Source organism: Shewanella sp. BJSY2023SW001 (assembly GCF_047314685.1).
Lineage (GTDB): Bacteria > Pseudomonadota > Gammaproteobacteria > Enterobacterales > Shewanellaceae > Shewanella > Shewanella indica.
Window position 1 is genome coordinate 1 of record NZ_JBKORF010000073.1, and the last position, 17,025, is coordinate 17,025.

Consider the following 17,025-nt stretch of genomic DNA (forward strand, 5'->3'; position numbering starts at 1 on the left):
GGTTCTGGGCAAGCAAGGTACGGGCGCGATTGTCAGCCTGGTTGAGAGAAAAAGTAAGCTGTACCTGATACGCAAAGTGCCAGCGAAAAGCGCAGTCGATGTGGCCCGGGCAATGGTTGGCATGCTGTGGAAATATCGAAGTTATGTTCGAACTATCACAGCGGACAACGGCAGCGAATTCTGTGACCACGAACAGGTCGCAGAAAAGCTTAAAACGGATGTCTACTTCGCTAACCCTTATTCGTCCTGGGAACGCGGACTGAATGAAAACTTCAACGGTTTGCTGCGGCAATACATACGGAAAGGCACCGATTTGCGGACGGTAACAGATAGGCAAATTAGTGAGATTGAACGGGCATTAAATGCCAGACCGAGAAAGTGCCTCGGCTTCAGGCAACCTATTGCGGTATTCAATGAATTACGCAAGGCAGCCTAATTTAGAGAGTGGTGCACTTCGGAGTTGAATTCGCGGGTAATATTTAGGTTAAGTGTTTATTGTGTTGGAATATATTATTGTTTATAGAGCCAAGGTTGAGGCTTTCAATGTTGGATGTATAAGGCTGAATCAGTCAGGGTGTGGCCGAGTTTATTAAATGTTAATCTGTTATGTGTTGAATGTAGTTTAATGAGAATCCAATAGCAAGCTGAGGCGTTGTCGCGTCCAGTTTTTATAGGTCGATATTATTTACAAGTGTATTTTTTATAATGTAAGTATGGTTATCGGTTTGTGATTTGTGAGAACGTTGAGGTTCAATTGTTGTTTTTTGAATTTATACTGAATTATTTTGTAACTGTAGAGCTTGATAGGGCTTCAATAACACCTTTTTATGAGTTAATGACTTACAATGAGTAAAGGACGGTGGGATTGTGACAGGCAGTGCGGAGCCATGCTCATGCGTTATCTGAGCTGTTGATATTCCACATTTGTCATCTTGGTCTCCTTAGAGGCATAGTGTGTAACTTATGTTTGGCATGAGAAGAAAACAGTGAAAATTGACGACCTCAGATTATTTTTATCGGTTGTGGATCTAGGCAGCTTTGCCGCAGCCGCCAGTTCCATAGGTGTTCCAAGAGCCTATGTCAGCCGCCGTATTGGTGAGTTGGAGGCTGACTTAGGTAGCAAACTCTTTACCAGAACCACACGTAAGCTGACTCTGACGCCAACCGGAGAAATCTACTATCAGCAGTTGCTGGAGATTATTCCCAGATTAGAGTCGTTAAATGAGTCGATAAAGAACCAAAGGAATATGCCAACGGGCTCGGTCAAACTGGGTTTAATTGGCGATGCCGATATTGTCGCCCACAACCTGTTGCAGGAATTCCTTCGAACCTATCCTTTAATCACTTTGGAAACTCATGTCAGTAACTTGGGATACCACGATATTTTGACCTATGGTCTGGATGCCTGTGTTCATATCGGTGAGATGAAAGACAGCTCCTTTGTGGCCCGCCCTTTGATGAGAGGATTGCGAAAACTCTATGCCAGCCCGGATTATATCGCGGAGCATGGCATGCCCACATCGATAGATGATCTGGATAATCACGCCTTGATCATTCACCGTTTGGCTAACGGTGAGCTGGAAGATAAATGGATTTTTAATCAGGGCGAGTACCGCACCCATAGCCGGCTGATTTCCAACAATAGTTCCTACGTAAAACATGCTGTTATGAATGGTGCAGGTATCAGTTTGTTGGCTGAACTGAGCGCTGCAGAACACGTTAAATCGGGCGAGTTGGTAGAAGTACTGCCCGAGTGTGAAGTTTATGTTGATGACGTTTGGTTGGTTTATCCCAGCCGCAAGGGGATGACCCATGCGGCCAGGTTATTGATTGACAGTATTATTGAAGAAGCACGTAAGTTGGATCTGTAGATTGTCACGAATTTCATGACATTGATGTGTAAATATATGTTATTGTTTTAAATATGGCTCGGCATTACTCTGTGCCGCAATTGATTCAAGTAGTTAGGAAATTGCAGTGACAAGAGTAAAACCGACCGGGCTTAAGTTAAGCCTGCTATGCAGCAGCGTGGTATTCATGCTGTGGGGTTGTGGCAACAGTGAGCAGCCACAGGCGGCCTCGACCGCGCTTCCACTGGTTCAGGTGATGGAGCTTCCGGCTCCGGTCAGTGATAGAGTGCATCAGTTCAGTGGCATTCTGGAATCAGACAAAACGGCTGAGCTGTCTTTTAGGGTGCCGGGCACACTGGAGCAGATCTTGGCTGATGAAGGCAGTCAGGTTAAAAAGGGCCAAGTCATCGCTCGTCTGGATCCCCATGACTTCCGGGTCAGTGTGATGGAGCTTGAGGCCAGACTCAGCGAGGCCGAGGCTGCACATCGTTTGGCAGCCATTGAACTTAAGCGGGTTCGCGCCGCTATTAATGATAAGGCGATAGCCGGGGTCAAACTGGATCGGGCTATCAGCGCCGAAGCCCGCGCCAAGGCGGGTGTCGAACTGTTGAAGCAATCTTTGAAAAAGGCCCAGGACTCTCTGGCCTATACCTCTCTCAAAGCTCCCTATGACGGCGTCATAGGTAAGCGCTTTGTCGACCGATATGAGCTGGTGGATGTTGGCACTCAGATAGTCACCATACATCAACCCACCACGCTTAATGCCGTGGTCGATGTCTCTGAAAGTCAAATTTGGAATCTACGCCAGGGCGCAAACGGTGAAGTCTCCTGGTTCAATGCTGAAGGTTCGGTTGCGGCCGAGATCACCCAGATTGCCAGTGTTCCCGATAGGCTCAAACGCACTTATGAAGTGACCTTTGCCCTGAAACAAGCACCCAAGCAGTTGGTCGCCGGAAAGGCGGTCAATGTGGCGGTGAGCTTACCTTACGCCAGCAAAACACCGGTGTTTTGTATTCCGGCGATGGCGGTATCCAGTCAAAAGAGTCAGCTGTATGTTAATCGGGTGGTGAATGAGCATGCCAAGGCGGTAGCGGTTAAAGCCATGAGTCAAACCGACGACTCTATCTGTGTTTCCGGCGATCTCCAGCAAGGTGAACGTATCATTTTGGCCGGTGGTGCCTTTGTGGAAAATGGACACAAGGTGGAGGTATTGGGCGAGGCGCAGGTTAAGTCATGAATCTGTCTACCTTTGCACTGAGACAAAAAACCTTTGTCATTTTTTTCACGATTCTTGGCATGATCGCCGGGATCTACTCCTATTTTGATCTGGGGAAGTTGGAAGACCCTTCATTTACGGTTAAAAGCGCGGTTATCGTGACTCTCTATCCAGGAGCCGATGCCAAGGAAGTGGAACAGTTGGTGACTGACAAGGTCGAGACCAAGTTGGAGGAGATGGAGTCGCTGTGGAAACTGCGCTCACTGTCCCGTCCCGGTAGCTCGATGATCTTTGTTGATCTCAAAGAGAAGGTGAACTCTGACGAACTGCCGCAGCAGTGGGATTTGCTGCGCCGCAAAGTGGAAGATGTGAAGCTGGAGCTGCCGATGCAGGCGCAGATCAGCATAGTCCAGGATGAGTTTTCCGAAGTCTACGGCATGTTGTTTGCGGTCTATGGCGACAACATGAACATGGCGGAGATGAAAGACCACGCCAGGGAATTACAGCGGCGGATCAAGGCAGTTGATGGCGTGAAAAAAGTGCAACTGCACGGCATTCACGAGCAGGTGGTCAATATCCGCATCTCGGAAGAACGTCTGAGCGAAACCGGCCTGACCATGCTGCAACTGATCGATCAGTTGCAGAGCCAGAATATGCCAGTGACCGCCGGTGACTTTGATCTCGGGATTGAAAACCTGCGGGTAGAGCAGGGCGGCAGTTTCCAAACTGTGGATGATATTCGTAACGTCAGTATTCAAACCGGGATCAATGGTTTGAACTCGGCGGTGATCCGCTTGGGCGATATCGCCGATATCACGATGGATTATCAGGATCCTGCCACTACTTTGAGCCGTTTTAATGGCCAACAAGCGGTTACTCTGGCTGTGAGCCCGGTTAACGGTATCAATGTGGTTAGCATAGGCGACACCCTTAAACAGGTGCTGGCAGATTATCAGGCCGAATTGCCTGCGGGTGCCGGTATCGGGGTTATCGCTTATCAGCCGGAAGAGGTGCAGAAGTCGGTCAATAACTTCATCAGTAATCTTATTGAAAGTATTGTGATAGTTGTGGTTGTGCTGCTGATCTTCATGGGCTGGCGCAGTGCTTCGATTGTCGGTGCCAGTTTGTTGCTGACAATTCTCTTTACCCTGGTTTATATGAATTTGACCAATGTGGATCTGCAGCGGGTCTCCTTGGGTTCCTTTATTTTGGCCTTGGGGATGCTGGTGGATAACGCCATTGTGATAGTGGATCTGTTCCAGGCCAAGATTAAACAAGGGATAGAGCGTACCCAGGCGGTTATCGATAGCATCAAGGAGATGGCGGTTCCGCTGCTGGCGGCGACTGTGATTGCCGCTATGGGTACGGCGCCGGTATTGCTGTCACAAACCGATTCGGCCGAGTTCTCCTTGTCCATCGTCCAGGTGCTGTGCAGTTCACTGCTGCTTTCCTGGGTAATCGCCATGATAGTCACGCCGCTGATGTGCTGGTTCTTCCTCGGCACGGCCGTTGATGAAGACAAGGCGAAAGCCCCTTCTCGTTATTGGCTGATGTATGAAAATGCAGTTGATTGGGTAGTGGAAAACCCCAAGAAAACCTTACTGTATGTTGTCCCTTTACTGGTCGGCACCCTGTTGGCCGCACCGCTGCTGAAGGTGAACTTCATGCCGTCATCGGACCGGGCGATAGTGTTTTTGGATTACTGGTTGCCCAACGGTGGCCGCATAGAGCAGACCTCTGCCGATATGCGCAAGGTCGAAGCCTGGTTATTGCAGCAGCCAGAGGTGGAAAGTATCTCCAGCTCGGTCGGCGAGAGTGCACCGCGTTTTTCGGTGACAGTTGAACCCGAGCCGCTGGACTCCAGCTATGGTCAGATACTGATCAACACTCGCAACTATGAGGATATTGAGCCCCTGGTCAGTCGTGGTGATGCCTGGTTAAAGGCGCAATTCCCCTATGCCGAGCCGAGATTCAGGGATCTCAAGCTGGCGACCAAGGATAAGTATTCGATTGAAGCGCGCTTTATTGGCCCGGATCCCGAGGTGCTGCATCGCCTGGCCGATGAGGCAAAGGCTGTGATGGTCTCACACCCCAATCTCAAATATGTTCGCGACGATTGGCGCCAGGAAAGCAAGGTGATGACGCCTATGGTGGACCTGCATGCGGCGCGCCTCGCCGGCGTGACTCGAACCGATATTGCCAATGCCATCAATCGGGTGACCGAAGGCAGCCAGGTGGGCACCATGAGGCATGGGGATGACCTTATTCCTATTAAGCTGCGCAGCGCCAACGCGACTTTGGAGCATTTTGAGAATATTCCGGTGCGCTCTTTACTGGGCACTCACAGCGTGCCTATGGGGCAAGTGGTTGAGAGCATAGAGATCAAGGGTGAAGAAAGCATGATCTGGCGTCGCAACCGGCTGCCGGCTATTACGGTTCAGGCCGGAGTTAGCGGCGACACCGCATCCAATGTTCGTCAGCAGATTGCCGCCGAGATTGAAGCCATTGCCTTGCCGGCCGGTTATAAGATGGAGTGGGGTGGTGAATACTATGACGAGCAGCGCTCTATTGATGACTTGCTGGAACAAAACCCCAAGGCCACCTTGCTGATGCTGATCATTCTGGTCGCCATGTTCAATGCCTTCCGCCAGCCTTTGATCATCATGATCACCTTGCCACTGGCCTCCATAGGCATTGTCTGGAGCTTGTTGTTGCTGGATAAACCCTTCGGCTTTATGGCGATAGTCGGCATGATCTGCCTCTCGGGCATGATCATCAAAAACGGCATTGTCCTGATGGATCAGATAGAGCTTGAGCGTCGTAACGGTTCGGGCATCGCCGAGGCGATCAAGGCCGCGACCTTGAATCGAACCATGGCGATCTCAATGGCGGCGTTGACTACGGCGCTGGGGATGATCCCTCTGCTTACCGATCGCCTGTTTGATCAGATGGCGGCCACCATTATTGGCGGTCTCACCGCCGCATCCGTGCTGTCACTGTTTGTAATGCCGGCCCTTTATCGCCTGTTTTATCACAGGGATGAACAAAGAGAAGCCGAACAAATTGAGTTGGCAGCCCCATCACAGCCTGTATTGACAGCCAAAGAGGTGAAGTAATGAAGAAGCATATTTTGGCTGCCATTGTCGGTGTAACCCTGGTCAGTGGTTGCAGCATGGCACCTGATTATCAGTTGCCGAGCGTGAAGGTCAGTGAGCTGTATTTCAATGCCGATACCCAAGGCGTGGCGGCTCAGGCCCTTGACTATCAAGAGTGGTGGCGGCAGTTCAATGATCCGCAATTGGATGCCTTGGTAGCCGCGGCCCAGCAGCAAAACATCAACCTGAAAATCGCCGCCGAGCGGATCCGTTCGGCCCAGGCCTACGAAACAGCAGTGTCATCTTTGAAGTTGCCTTCGGTTTCTCTGGGCGGTGGGTATATGGATCTGCGGATCAGCGAGAACGATCCCATGATGGGGGGCGCCGTTTCCGGCGTCGCCTTGCCCGATGCCCTCGGTGGCGGCAGCGTCAAACTGATGGACCGAGACCCCAATAGCAGCTTTCTCGGGGCGACGATAGCCTGGGAGGCCGATCTGTTTGGTCGTATAGATAGCCTGAGCCGGGCCGCCGAAATTCGGGTTGAGCAGGCAAAAATACTGAAAGCCAACCTCACCACCCTGATGACGGCCGAAGTCATAGATAACTATCTGCAATATCGCGGCGCCGAGGAGCGGATGCTGATCGCGGCCAAGAATATCAAGGAGCAGACAGAGGTGCTGGCACTGGTGGAATCGCTGGAGCGCCATGGTTATGGCTCCAGCCTGGATGTAGCCAATGCCAAGGCGGCGCTGGCGACGACCAAGGCGATGCTGCCCATGCTGGACTCGGCCAAGCAGGCGCATCTGCATCGGTTGGCGTTGCTGCTTGGGGAGAATATCAACCAAACCCAGGCGCGTTTGACTGATGCCGCATTGCCGCAGATGCAGCAGTTGATCCCGACCGGGGTGCCTTCTGAATTGTTGACCCGGCGTTTGGATATCGCCTTGGCCGAGCGGGAAATTGCCGCCAAGAACCAGGAGTTGGGGGCTGCCATTGCCGCCAAGTACCCCAGCTTTTATCTGACCGGCGCCCCGGGGATATCGGCAGATCACTTTGACGATCTCTTCTCCTCTGGCTCCACCACTTGGGCGCTGGCGGCAGGGTTCAACTGGAATATCTTCGATGCCGGTCGGACTCAAGCCATGGTTGATATCCAGGAGAGTGGCTTCAAGACTGCCGTGATGAGTTACCAACAGACGGTCAATAATGCCATCAATGAGGTGGAAACTGTACTGAGACTCTACGGTAATAGTCAGGAATATCATAAGCATATAGTCAAAGCCGAGGCCCAGGCCGAGACGGCGGTGACCAAGGCCACTTCACTGTATCGGGCCGGGCTTGAGAACCACTTGAGTGTGTTGAATGCCCAGAACGTCAAAAACAACATTCAGGATGCCGAAGTGGTGGCCAGGCTCAATACCGCCTCTACCGTCGTCACTCTGTATAAGGCGCTCGGGGGCGACTGGAGCTTGGAGCAAACCCAGTCGCAACAATAAGGCGTTGATCTTAGGTGCAGGGGCTTTGGATGAGTCTATCCCTGCACCCGCTTTTTCCTGAGTGAACCGCTGAGTCTGGTCATACTGAGAATCACAGGAGTTATTGTGAAGCCGTTAAATACCCCGCCGGAAGATGCTGGCCGCCAAGGGCAAAATACCCAGCTGCAGGCCTGTGAAGAGTGCGGTTTGGTGAGTGCTTTTAACGAGCCCAAACCCGGCAATAAGGTGAGCTGTCCTCGCTGTCATCACGGTTTACAGTCAGCCTTGAAGGCACCGTTTCAGCAGGTTTGGGCCTATGGTTTGGCGACCCTTATTCTGTTGGCCTTGAGCCTGGGATTTCCCTTTCTGTCTTTCAGTGTCCAGGGCTTGTCGCAAAAGGTCAGCCTCTGGGGCGCCTTGGTCAGCATGCATTACGCCAGCAACAGCATATTGGCGCTGGTGATCTTACTGTGCGTGGTGATCTTGCCGCTGATCTATATCCTTTTTGCCATGTGCATCTATCGCTTGGGTTATCTGGCGAGCCAAGGCAAGGCTGTGTCTTTAGATTGGGCCCGAGTGGGCAGCAAGCTTGTTTTCAAGTTTGAATCCTGGTTGATGGCCGATGTGTTTCTGGTGGGGATCTTGGTGGCCATGGTGAAGATCATCTCCTTGGCAGATGTCGGTTTTGGGCCATCTTTCTGGGCTTTTTGCCTCTACAGCCTGCTATTGGTGAAGTTTGTCTCCGTCATCGACAGCTCGTGGATCTGGGATCGCTTGTCACCCAGAGAAGAGATTGCCAAGGTTCATAGCGGCGACAGTCATCTGAATCATAACCATGATTCCTGCCATATCTGCGGTCAATTAAATCTGGTGTCGAGTAAAAACTGCTGCCGCTGCGGCGCCGGGGTTCAGCCCTATATTCCGCTGCAAAGTATGCAAACCGCCTGGGCTTTTTTGCTGGCCGCCGTGGTGTTTTATATACCGGCCAACTTCTATCCCATCATGTATACCACCAGCGTTGGGCAGACCGAGGCCTCGACCATAATCAGCGGTGTGGTCTTGCTTTGGCATCTGGGTTCCTATCCTGTGGCTTCGGTGATTTTTCTGGCCAGCATAGTGATCCCTACCGCCAAGATCCTGTCTCTGGCTTATCTGTTTCACCAGGCGGACAAAGGGCGGGTAAAGGGCAAAGAGAGTCGCAATCAGTCGCTGTACCGGGTAACCGAATTCATTGGCCGCTGGTCCATGATAGATATCTTTGTGGTGGCTTTGTTGACCGCTCTGGTTCAGTTGGATGAGCTTATGGCCATCAAGCCGGGACCCGCGGCACTCTCCTTCGCCATGGTGGTGATTTTGACCATGCTGTCTGCCATTAGTTTTGATTCCAGGGTGCTTTGGAGTCAGTCAGGGCTTAAAAAGTCTACCCATGAATAATATGAGTGAATCTATGTTAAATGACGAATATGTCCGGGCCGAAGAGTCCCCAGCCACCAAGGTGTCGGCCGTTTGGTTGATACCTATAGTTGCACTGGTGATCGGTTGCTGGATGCTTTATGACTACTTCGATCAACTCGGCAGTGAGATCAAGCTACACCTCAAGACTGCCGAAGGCATTGAGGTGGGTAAAACCTTTCTCAAGTCACGTAATGTCAATGTTGGTGTGATTGAGAGCATTAAATTGAGTGATGATTACAGCGCGATTATTGCGACGGCAAGAGTGTCGCCGGACGCCGAGAGAATGCTGACCACAGACGCCCGCTTCTGGGTGGTGAAGCCCAGAATAGGCAAAGAGGGGATCACAGGACTGGATACCTTGTTGTCCGGTGCCTACATAGAGTTGGAGCCGGGAAGATCTGCCGTTGCCAATTATGAGTTCAATGTACTGGAGAACCCTCCGGTGGCCTCGGCCGATGAACAGGGCATCAGAGTAGTGCTCAATAGCCGTCAGGCGGGCAAGCTTGGCGTTGGCGACCCTGTACTCTACGAAGGGTTCACAGTTGGCAGAGTGGAAAGCACCGGCTTTGATACCGATAAACGCCAGGCGTTTTACCAGCTGTTTATCAATAAACCCTATGATGAATTGGTGCGCAGCAACAGCCAATTTTGGCTGGCTTCGGGGCTGAATATGCAGCTGTCTGCCAAGGGGCTGGATCTGCAGGTGGGTTCATTGGAGTCATTGCTCAGAGGAGGCGTCAGCTTTGGCTTGCCTGAGGGGCGTTTGGCCGGGGAAAAGGTTGAGGATGGTGAGGATAATTTCCCTCTCTATGATTCGCAAGAGCTGGCCAGTCAGAGCCTTTACAGCCAGTATTTGGAATATGTCATGTTGTTTGATGAGTCGGTGCGGGGGCTGCATGAAGGCGCCAGCGTCGAATTCCGCGGTATTACCATAGGTAAAGTGGTCAAGGCACCGCTGACGTTGCAGCAATATGGTGTCCATGGTGCAGGACTCAGCAATGGCACCATTCCTGTATTGGTCAGAATTGAGCTGGCACGAGTATTTGAAAACGCCGAGTCGACGGGGCTTGAGCAGCTGCGCTCAGAAATAGAAAGAGACTTGGGGGCGGGCCTGAGAGCGAGCCTCAAGACAGGGAGTCTGTTAACCGGTGCGCTGTTCATCGACTTGGATCTGTATCCGGATGCCGAGCCATACCAGGCCGGGACTTTTATGGAGTATCCACTGTTTCCTACCAAGCGTGCCGGAGTGGCCGAAATACAAAAGCAGGTGGGGCAACTGATCAGCAAATTAAATAACTTACCACTGGAGAGCACTTTCCAGGGGGTCAACCATACCCTGGAAAACACCAGTGCCGCTTTGGCGCAATGGGACAAGGTGGGGCAAAAATTGGAGCAGTTGCTTAAGCAACAGGAGATGCAGGCCTTACCGGGTGAACTGCAAAACACGCTGCGGGAATTTCAAGGGATGGCGCAGGATTATGGCCAGGACTCGGCCATGTACGCCGAATTGCAATCCAGCCTGAAACAGCTCAAGGCTGTGATGCGGGAGTTGCAGCCCTTGTCACGGCAACTGAATGAAAAACCCAACCTCTTGATCATGGGGGCAGATACTGCCGCCGATCCGACACCGAAAAAGGCCGATTGATATGCGAATTATCCTGTTTTCTCTACTGCTGGTATTGGCCGGCTGCTCCAGCCAACCCCAGGTAACCACTTACTTCTTGGGTAAAGCGCCGCAGGCAACTTCTGAAGCGAGAGCAACACCCCCTCTACGCCAGTGCCAATGGCGCCTCGCCGGGGTGGAAATGGCTGACTTTCTGGCGGGTAATGGTTTGGTTTATCAGGTCTCAAACCATGAATTGGCTATCGCCCGTCAGCATCTGTGGGCCGGCGATATCAGTGAGCAGATAAAGGTCAAGATGGCGTCTTTATTGGCCCATGAATGCCCGCGTGAGGCCTCGGTCAATATACCAGCGCAGCAGCCATTAACCCTGACTTTAGGTTTCAACGAGTTTCACGGACGATACAGCGGCGATGCTTTGATTGGGGGCGATTGGCGCATCAGTAACTCTTCCGGTGAACAAGTACTGCAGGCCGACTTTCATTATGACGTGCCCCTGGCTTCAGACGGATACCCGGCGCTGGTGGAGAGCCTCTCCCAGGGGCTTGAAAAGCTGGCGCGGGATATTAATGCCGGGATTGCGAGCCTGAATCTCACTAGCGAACAGAGTTTGGCCTCCACGCGCTAAAATACGGTTGAACGCGGCCAACTTGCTGACAAATGCCAGAGGCTTGCTGATGGTTTTTGCCTAACGCTATTTGGCTGGCGGCAGCTATGTGGATAAGCATAAAAATGCCTGCAATTGATGCAGGCATTTTTATCATCCTTAAACCACCGCCTTTGGCGGTATTGAGGGTTTCGGTTTAAGGTTTCATCGCCCAGGCGCGGAATGACTTGCCTTTGAGCTTGCGTTCGCTCAGTAATTTGACCGCAGTATTGGCGCACTCGCTGCGCACCGCTACATAAGACCAGATATCCTGAATTTGTATTTTGCCCACATCGGCGCCGGTCAGGCGGTTGTCGGCTGTGATGGCTCCAAGAATATCCCCCGGGCGCAGCTTATGCTTCTTGCCGCCTTCAATGCGGATGCAGCGCATGGCCGCTCTTATCGGCGCAGAGGAAAAACTGCCGGGCTTTGGCAGTTCACTCATGGTTTGCGGGCCAAAGATATCCTCCAGCAGCGCCATTCGCATGCCATCTTTGGGGCCTACCAGGCTGACGGCCTGGCCCGAGGCACCGGCGCGGCCGGTACGACCGACCCTGTGCACATGCACTTCGGGATCGAACGCCAGTTGATAGTTGATCACCAGATCCAGGGCTTCGATATCCAGGCCCCTGGCGGCAACATCTGTGGCTACCAACACCACCACGCTCTTGAGGGCAAACTGCACCAGCGCCTGATCGCGCTCACGCTGATCCAGATCGCCATGGAGTGCTCGCACGCTGAAGCCCTGCTGCTCCAGGTTGTCGGCCAGCTCCTGGGTTTCTCTTTTGGTATTGCAAAATATCACGGCACTCTCAGGCCTGTGGGCCAGTAGCAATGCTTCCACCGCTTGCAGCCTGGAGGCGGTGTCTGTCACTTCGATAAACTGCTGCGCTATGCTGAGTTGATCATGTTGCTGCTCCAACTTGATGCTGAGCGGCTTATCCATCATGGCGCGGGCCAATTCGGCAATCGGTTCCGGGAAGGTGGCGCTGAACAGCAAACTTTGGCGCTTGTCCGGCATATAGGCGCTTATCTGCTCCAGTGCATCGGCAAAGCCCATCTCCAGCATACGGTCGGCTTCATCCAACACAAGTTGCTGCAATTCGCCCAGATCCAGACGCCCCTTCTGCAGGTGGTCCAGTACCCGCCCCGGTGTGCCAACTATAATGTGCGCGCCATGTTCCAGCGAGCCTATCTGTGGCCCCACAGGCACACCGCCACACAGGGTCAGGATCTTGATGTTGTGAATGCCGCGGGCAAAACGGCGCAGTTCCTTGGCCACCTGATCGGCCAGTTCCCGGGTGGGGCAGAGCACCAGGGACTGCACCCGAAAACGTTTCACATTGAGTCGATTCAACAGCCCAAGACCGAAGGCCGCCGTTTTGCCCGAGCCGGTTTTCGCCTGAGCCAGTACATCGCGGCCCTCAATAATGGCCGGCAGGCTGGCGGCTTGAACCTGGGTCATGGCGGTGAAACCAAGATCGTTCAGGGTGGCCAGCAGGGCGGGTTTCAACGGCAGGCTGGAAAAGGGTAAATCACTCAAGCTGTGTCCTATGGGCTCGCAAATGGAGCAAAAATGGTAAAGGGGTATTGTAACAGGCGGGGATGGTTTTTAGGCAGACTAATCTTGCGGCATTGAAAAAGCCCACTCGGGTGGGCTTTCAATCTCAGGCTTGATTGAGCTTAGCGCTCATTTCTTTGCCGGGAGCCGCGCGCTTGTGAGTCGCGTTGCTGTGCCTGGTTGTTGCGCTGCTGGTCTGAGCCGCTATTGCCCTTGCCGGCGCCTTGCGGCTTACTCTCTTGGGAGCGACCGCCCTGAGGCTTGGCGTTCGCGGGCTTGCGTCTGGCACTTGAACCTTCGGTCTTGGCGCCCTGAGCCGGACGACGATGGCGGTTTTCAGCATTGGCCGGCTTGCTGCCACTACTTTTATCCAGGTTGCTGCTACGCTGGCCATCCTGATGCCCCTCTTTGGGCTTTTTCGGCTTCTTGGGCTTTTTCGGGCCTATCTTGTTCGGGTTGAGCCGCGATTCCGGCAAGGCTTCCTGAGGTTCGAAGCCATTGACGATTTCACGCTCGATAGTCTTGCCGATCAGCTGCTCTATGTCTTTGAGCTGCTTGAATTCTTCCGCACTTACCAGAGACACTGCCTGACCACTGGCACCGGCGCGGCCGGTACGGCCTATGCGGTGCACATAGTCTTCGGCCACATTGGGCAGATCGAAGTTAACCACTTGCGGCAACTGATCTATATCCAGGCCGCGGGCGGCAATATCTGTGGCAACCAACACCTTGACCTTGCCACTCTTGAAATCGGCCAGTGCCTTGGTTCTGGCACCCTGGCTCTTGTTGCCGTGGATGGCCGCCGCGCCAATTCCTTTGCCATCCAGGTGCTTGGCCAGACGGTTGGCGCCGTGTTTGGTGCGGGTAAACACCAGTACCTGTTGCCACTTGTACTCTTTGATAAGCGAGGTCAGCAGCGCCGATTTCTTTGACTTGTCTACCGGGTGCAACTTCTGGCTCACCCGCTCGGCGGTGCTGTTGGCCGGCGCCACGGAAATCTCGGCGGGATCGTGCACCAAGCCCTTGGCCAGGCGGCGAATGTCGTCAGAGAAAGTGGCACTGAACATCAGGTTTTGCCGCTTGGCCGGCAGCAAAGCCAGAATTTTTTTGATGTCGTGAATAAAGCCCATATCCAGCATGCGGTCGGCTTCGTCCAGCACCAGCACTTCCAGCTGGCCGAACTTGACGGCATTTTGTTGGTACAGATCCAACAGGCGTCCCGGTGTGGCCACCAGGATATCGACCCCTTTCCTCAAGGTCTGCATCTGTGGGTTAATGGAAACACCGCCAAAGACCACAGAGCTGCGCAGATCCAGATGTTTGCCATAGAGACTGACGCTTTCGGCCACCTGAGCGGCCAGCTCACGGGTGGGGGTCAGCACCAAAGCGCGGATATGGTTGCCCCGCGGACGAATACCACCATTGAGACGCTCCAGCAAAGGCAAGGTAAAGCCGGCGGTTTTGCCTGTCCCTGTCTGGGCGGCAGCCATCACATCCCGTCCCTGCAATACTGCGGGAATGGCCTGGGCTTGAATGGGGGATGGAGTGGAGTAACCTTGTTCGGCGACAGCGTTCAAAATCGGGGCCGACAGGCCCAGGGAGGCAAAACTCATGCAATCTTCTCAATTGACAGCGCGGAGCTGAGATATGGGAGCCGCAATGCACAGCGTTGCGGCGAAGGCGGCAAGCTTACAGCATTTGCGGCTAAAGTGCTAATTGCAGCCAACTTGAACCCTTTTATTTTACGCTTGTCTTAACTTTAACTGTTGCAAAGCAGCCGCTTAACCTATCTTGGAAAAGCAAGAGCCAAATTCAGGCCTCGACTCGGTGAGGTGTATGGGGGCATTAGAGCATATACAGGCGCAGGCCCTGCATCGCAGGGAGCATGCCCTGAGCGTGATCAAGAATGTGCAGTCGATGTCCGCCATCGACACGGCACGGCTCTCTCTCGGGCTGAATATGCTGGCTCAACATGGCCGTATCGCCTTTCATTTCCACCCGGACAGAATCGACTCCCGCGGCTGGCCTGTGTTGGCCGGTATGCTGGCCGATGGTATTTACAAGACCCAGTTTGAAACCCGGGTATCCAACGGCAAACTCTCGCCTCAGGTCGGTGGTCCGCGAGATCATTGGGAAAACCAGCTGTTCGGTGACTGTTATCGCGGCGCCAGAGGGCGCCCCAAATACGGCGCCCTGGATCTGGGCATGCATCAAAACGGCCCCTCGGCCCGTTTCGGCAGTTGTTATCTGTTGTCATCTCCTGCGTTGCTGCATCGCTGCACATTCAGTTATCTGGACTCCTGCCGTGAGCCCAGGGAAAAAGGCACTGCGGCCTGCTTTGAAGATATTTTTGCCGCACTGTTCAACGAGTGCTTTGAACGTAGTTCGGCATTGGGCGTAGGTCAGTTGCGCCCGGCGGCCTTGGTCGATTATCTGGTTAATGCCTTGCCTTTGGGGGTGGCAGCCAGGTTTGAGCGCCCCATGAGCGGTGACCTGGATCATTACATTGAGGCTCAGTGCCACGGTGAGCTGGTGATAGCTGAAGACTTGACTCATTTGGTGGCCGATCCGGCATTCAAAGGCACAGAGATGGAGATTCTGATGCAGCGCTTGTGTGACAAGTACCGACTGCAGCTGTGTTGGCATCAGGGTTATCAAATGCCGGTTGATGAGGTGCCGCCGGACTTTCGCGGCGCCGCCATGCCCAAGCTCGCCGCCTTGGTGGCACCGGATGGTCTGCTCGATGCCCGTCTGATAGGGGAAGCGGCGCTGGCACTGCATAAAGATCCGCAGCAGTGGCGCATGCTTGGCAATGAAACCGAGCTCAAGCAGCAGCTCAAGTTGCTGTGGCATGTGCTGGTGCGTTTTGGTCACAGCCACTGAGGGCACTCCATCTCTGGTCAGTCGTCTCGATTGAGCGGGGATTAGCCGTGAGTATGCACTGTGTGCTCACAGCGGTAGCTGCGCCATCGAAGCGAACCTCTAACGTTAGTAGATCTAGCATTAAGTAGATTGTGGGGAGGGCGTTAACCTGGGGTTAAGCTGCTTGGCTTATGGTGCGTTTTTTTGATCTGGCGCAAATTTTGTGAGTCCGGTAACAGTTCCTGGGCAACGGGTTTCTTCCCTTGGCAATGCCTGCGATACTGCTTGCCTACCGAACGATTCGCCTTAGGTCAAGCTATTACCTTGCTGCTTTGGCAGCAACAGCGTCATTAGCTGATTTTGCAGTAGGATCCCATGGACAAATCCTTAGAGAAACAACTCGGTCGCTGGCTCAAAGCGCAACAATCTGCCTGTGGCCCCTTCCTTAAACTCTCTGTGTTGTTGGGCGTGCTCAACGGCTTGGCGCTGGTGGGCCAGGCCTGGGTGCTGGCCACTGTGCTGCAGGGGCTGATCATCGACGAGCTTGATAGGCAAGCATTTATTCCGCATATGTTGGCCTTTGCGACTCTGGTGTTGCTGCGAGCAGTTATCGCTTGGCTCAGAGAGCGGGTCAGCTTCGAGGCAGGCAGACGCCTCAGAGAGCAGATGCGCGCCGCCGTGCTCAATAAACTTGAACGCCTGGGGCCGGCCTTTGTCAATGGCAAGCCTGTCGGCAGCTGGGCCAGTATAGTGCTGGAACAGATAGAAGATTTGCAGGATTTCTATGGCCGTTACCTGCCGCAGATGAGCCTGGCGGCCTTTATTCCGCTGATCATCTTGGTATGTGTGTTCCCCATCAACTGGGCCGGTGGCCTGATTTTGCTCGGCACCGCTCCCCTTATTCCACTGTTTATGGTCTTGGTCGGCATGGGTGCCGCCGATGCCAACCGCAAGCATTTCGGTGCGCTGCAGCAATTGAGCGGCCACTTTATGGATCGCCTCAAGGCCTTGCCGACACTCAAGCTTTTCTATCGCGCCGAAGCGGAGCAGCGCGCCATAGGCAAGGCCTCGGAAGATTTTCGTGAGCGTACCATGGCAGTGCTCAGAATGGCGTTTCTCAGCTCCGCCGTGCTGGAGTTCTTCGCCGCGGTATCCATCGCTATTTTGGCGGTATATTTCGGCTTCAGTTATCTGGGGCACCTGGACTTTGGTCATTACGGCATGGGTATCAGCCTGTTTACCGG

12 protein-coding genes are annotated in these 17,025 nt (G+C 53.5%); 10 read left to right on the plus strand and 2 right to left on the minus strand.

The features are described from left to right. From ACMHXH_RS16590 to ACMHXH_RS16625, 8 genes are all read left to right on the plus strand, one after another. Positions 1–436 (plus strand): IS30 family transposase (locus tag ACMHXH_RS16590; RefSeq protein WP_413738341.1); only part of this gene is annotated, 436 nt, incomplete at its 5' end. A gap of 550 nt (positions 437–986) precedes the next feature. Further along, the gene (locus tag ACMHXH_RS16595) at positions 987–1,871 is read left to right on the plus strand and encodes a LysR substrate-binding domain-containing protein (RefSeq protein ID WP_039034512.1); all 885 of its coding nucleotides are present in this window, start codon (positions 987–989) and stop codon (positions 1,869–1,871) included. A gap of 106 nt (positions 1,872–1,977) precedes the next feature. Then, positions 1,978–3,087, plus strand: a complete 1,110-nt coding sequence (locus tag ACMHXH_RS16600; protein ID WP_052248122.1) for an efflux RND transporter periplasmic adaptor subunit — start codon at positions 1,978–1,980, stop codon at positions 3,085–3,087. Next, positions 3,084–6,182 carry an efflux RND transporter permease subunit gene (locus ACMHXH_RS16605; protein WP_144360946.1) on the plus strand — a complete coding sequence of 1,033 codons (3,099 nt, stop codon included), beginning with the start codon at positions 3,084–3,086 and terminating at the stop codon, positions 6,180–6,182. Before ACMHXH_RS16600 ends, ACMHXH_RS16605 begins: the two co-directional genes overlap by 4 nt. Continuing rightward, on the plus strand, positions 6,182–7,657 hold the full coding sequence (locus ACMHXH_RS16610; protein WP_335912432.1) for a TolC family protein: 1,476 nt from the start codon (positions 6,182–6,184) through the stop codon (positions 7,655–7,657). Before ACMHXH_RS16605 ends, ACMHXH_RS16610 begins: the two co-directional genes overlap by 1 nt. 105 nt (positions 7,658–7,762) lie before the next feature. Further along, positions 7,763–9,070 (plus strand): paraquat-inducible protein A, encoded by a 1,308-nt coding sequence (locus ACMHXH_RS16615; protein ID WP_335912430.1) that lies wholly within the window; start codon positions 7,763–7,765, stop codon positions 9,068–9,070. 13 nt (positions 9,071–9,083) lie between these two features. Further along, a complete protein-coding gene (gene pqiB, locus ACMHXH_RS16620) occupies positions 9,084–10,736 on the plus strand; it encodes an intermembrane transport protein PqiB (RefSeq protein WP_039034566.1) in 1,653 nt (550 codons plus the stop codon). A gap of 1 nt (position 10,737) precedes the next feature. Beyond that, positions 10,738–11,340: a membrane integrity-associated transporter subunit PqiC gene (locus ACMHXH_RS16625; RefSeq protein ID WP_071475446.1), complete on the plus strand. Its 603-nt coding sequence runs from the start codon at positions 10,738–10,740 to the stop codon at positions 11,338–11,340. Between the two features lie 175 nt (positions 11,341–11,515). On the opposite strand, the gene dbpA is transcribed toward ACMHXH_RS16625, so the two are convergent. Further along, positions 11,516–12,901 (minus strand): ATP-dependent RNA helicase DbpA, encoded by a 1,386-nt coding sequence (gene dbpA, locus ACMHXH_RS16630; RefSeq protein ID WP_083399716.1) that lies wholly within the window; start codon positions 12,899–12,901, stop codon positions 11,516–11,518. Between the two features lie 140 nt (positions 12,902–13,041). Next, a complete protein-coding gene (locus ACMHXH_RS16635) occupies positions 13,042–14,532 on the minus strand; it encodes a DEAD/DEAH box helicase (protein WP_039034517.1) in 1,491 nt (496 codons plus the stop codon). 223 nt (positions 14,533–14,755) lie between these two features. Here ACMHXH_RS16635 and ACMHXH_RS16640 point away from each other — a divergent pair, with 223 nt between their 5' ends. Together ACMHXH_RS16640 and ACMHXH_RS16645 are read left to right on the plus strand one after the other, a co-directional pair. Continuing rightward, the gene (locus ACMHXH_RS16640) at positions 14,756–15,802 is read left to right on the plus strand and encodes a DUF3626 domain-containing protein (protein WP_071475448.1); all 1,047 of its coding nucleotides are present in this window, start codon (positions 14,756–14,758) and stop codon (positions 15,800–15,802) included. 354 nt (positions 15,803–16,156) lie between these two features. Continuing rightward, the coding region (locus ACMHXH_RS16645) for an ABC transporter transmembrane domain-containing protein (protein WP_413738346.1) at positions 16,157–17,025 on the plus strand (869 nt) is incomplete at its 3' end.

Bases quoted from the DNA above. Each gene is read 5' to 3' on its own strand.
- ACMHXH_RS16605 (WP_144360946.1), top strand. From the start codon at position 3,084: ATGAATCTGTCTACCTTTGCACTGAGACAAAAAACCTTTGTCATTTTT.
- ACMHXH_RS16610 (WP_335912432.1), top strand. From the start codon at position 6,182: ATGAAGAAGCATATTTTGGCTGCCATTGTCGGTGTAACCCTGGTCAGT.
- pqiB (WP_039034566.1), top strand. From the start codon at position 9,084: ATGTTAAATGACGAATATGTCCGGGCCGAAGAGTCCCCAGCCACCAAG.
- ACMHXH_RS16625 (WP_071475446.1), top strand. From the start codon at position 10,738: ATGCGAATTATCCTGTTTTCTCTACTGCTGGTATTGGCCGGCTGCTCC.
- ACMHXH_RS16635 (WP_039034517.1), bottom strand. From the start codon at position 14,532: ATGAGTTTTGCCTCCCTGGGCCTGTCGGCCCCGATTTTGAACGCTGTC.
- ACMHXH_RS16640 (WP_071475448.1), top strand. From the start codon at position 14,756: ATGGGGGCATTAGAGCATATACAGGCGCAGGCCCTGCATCGCAGGGAG.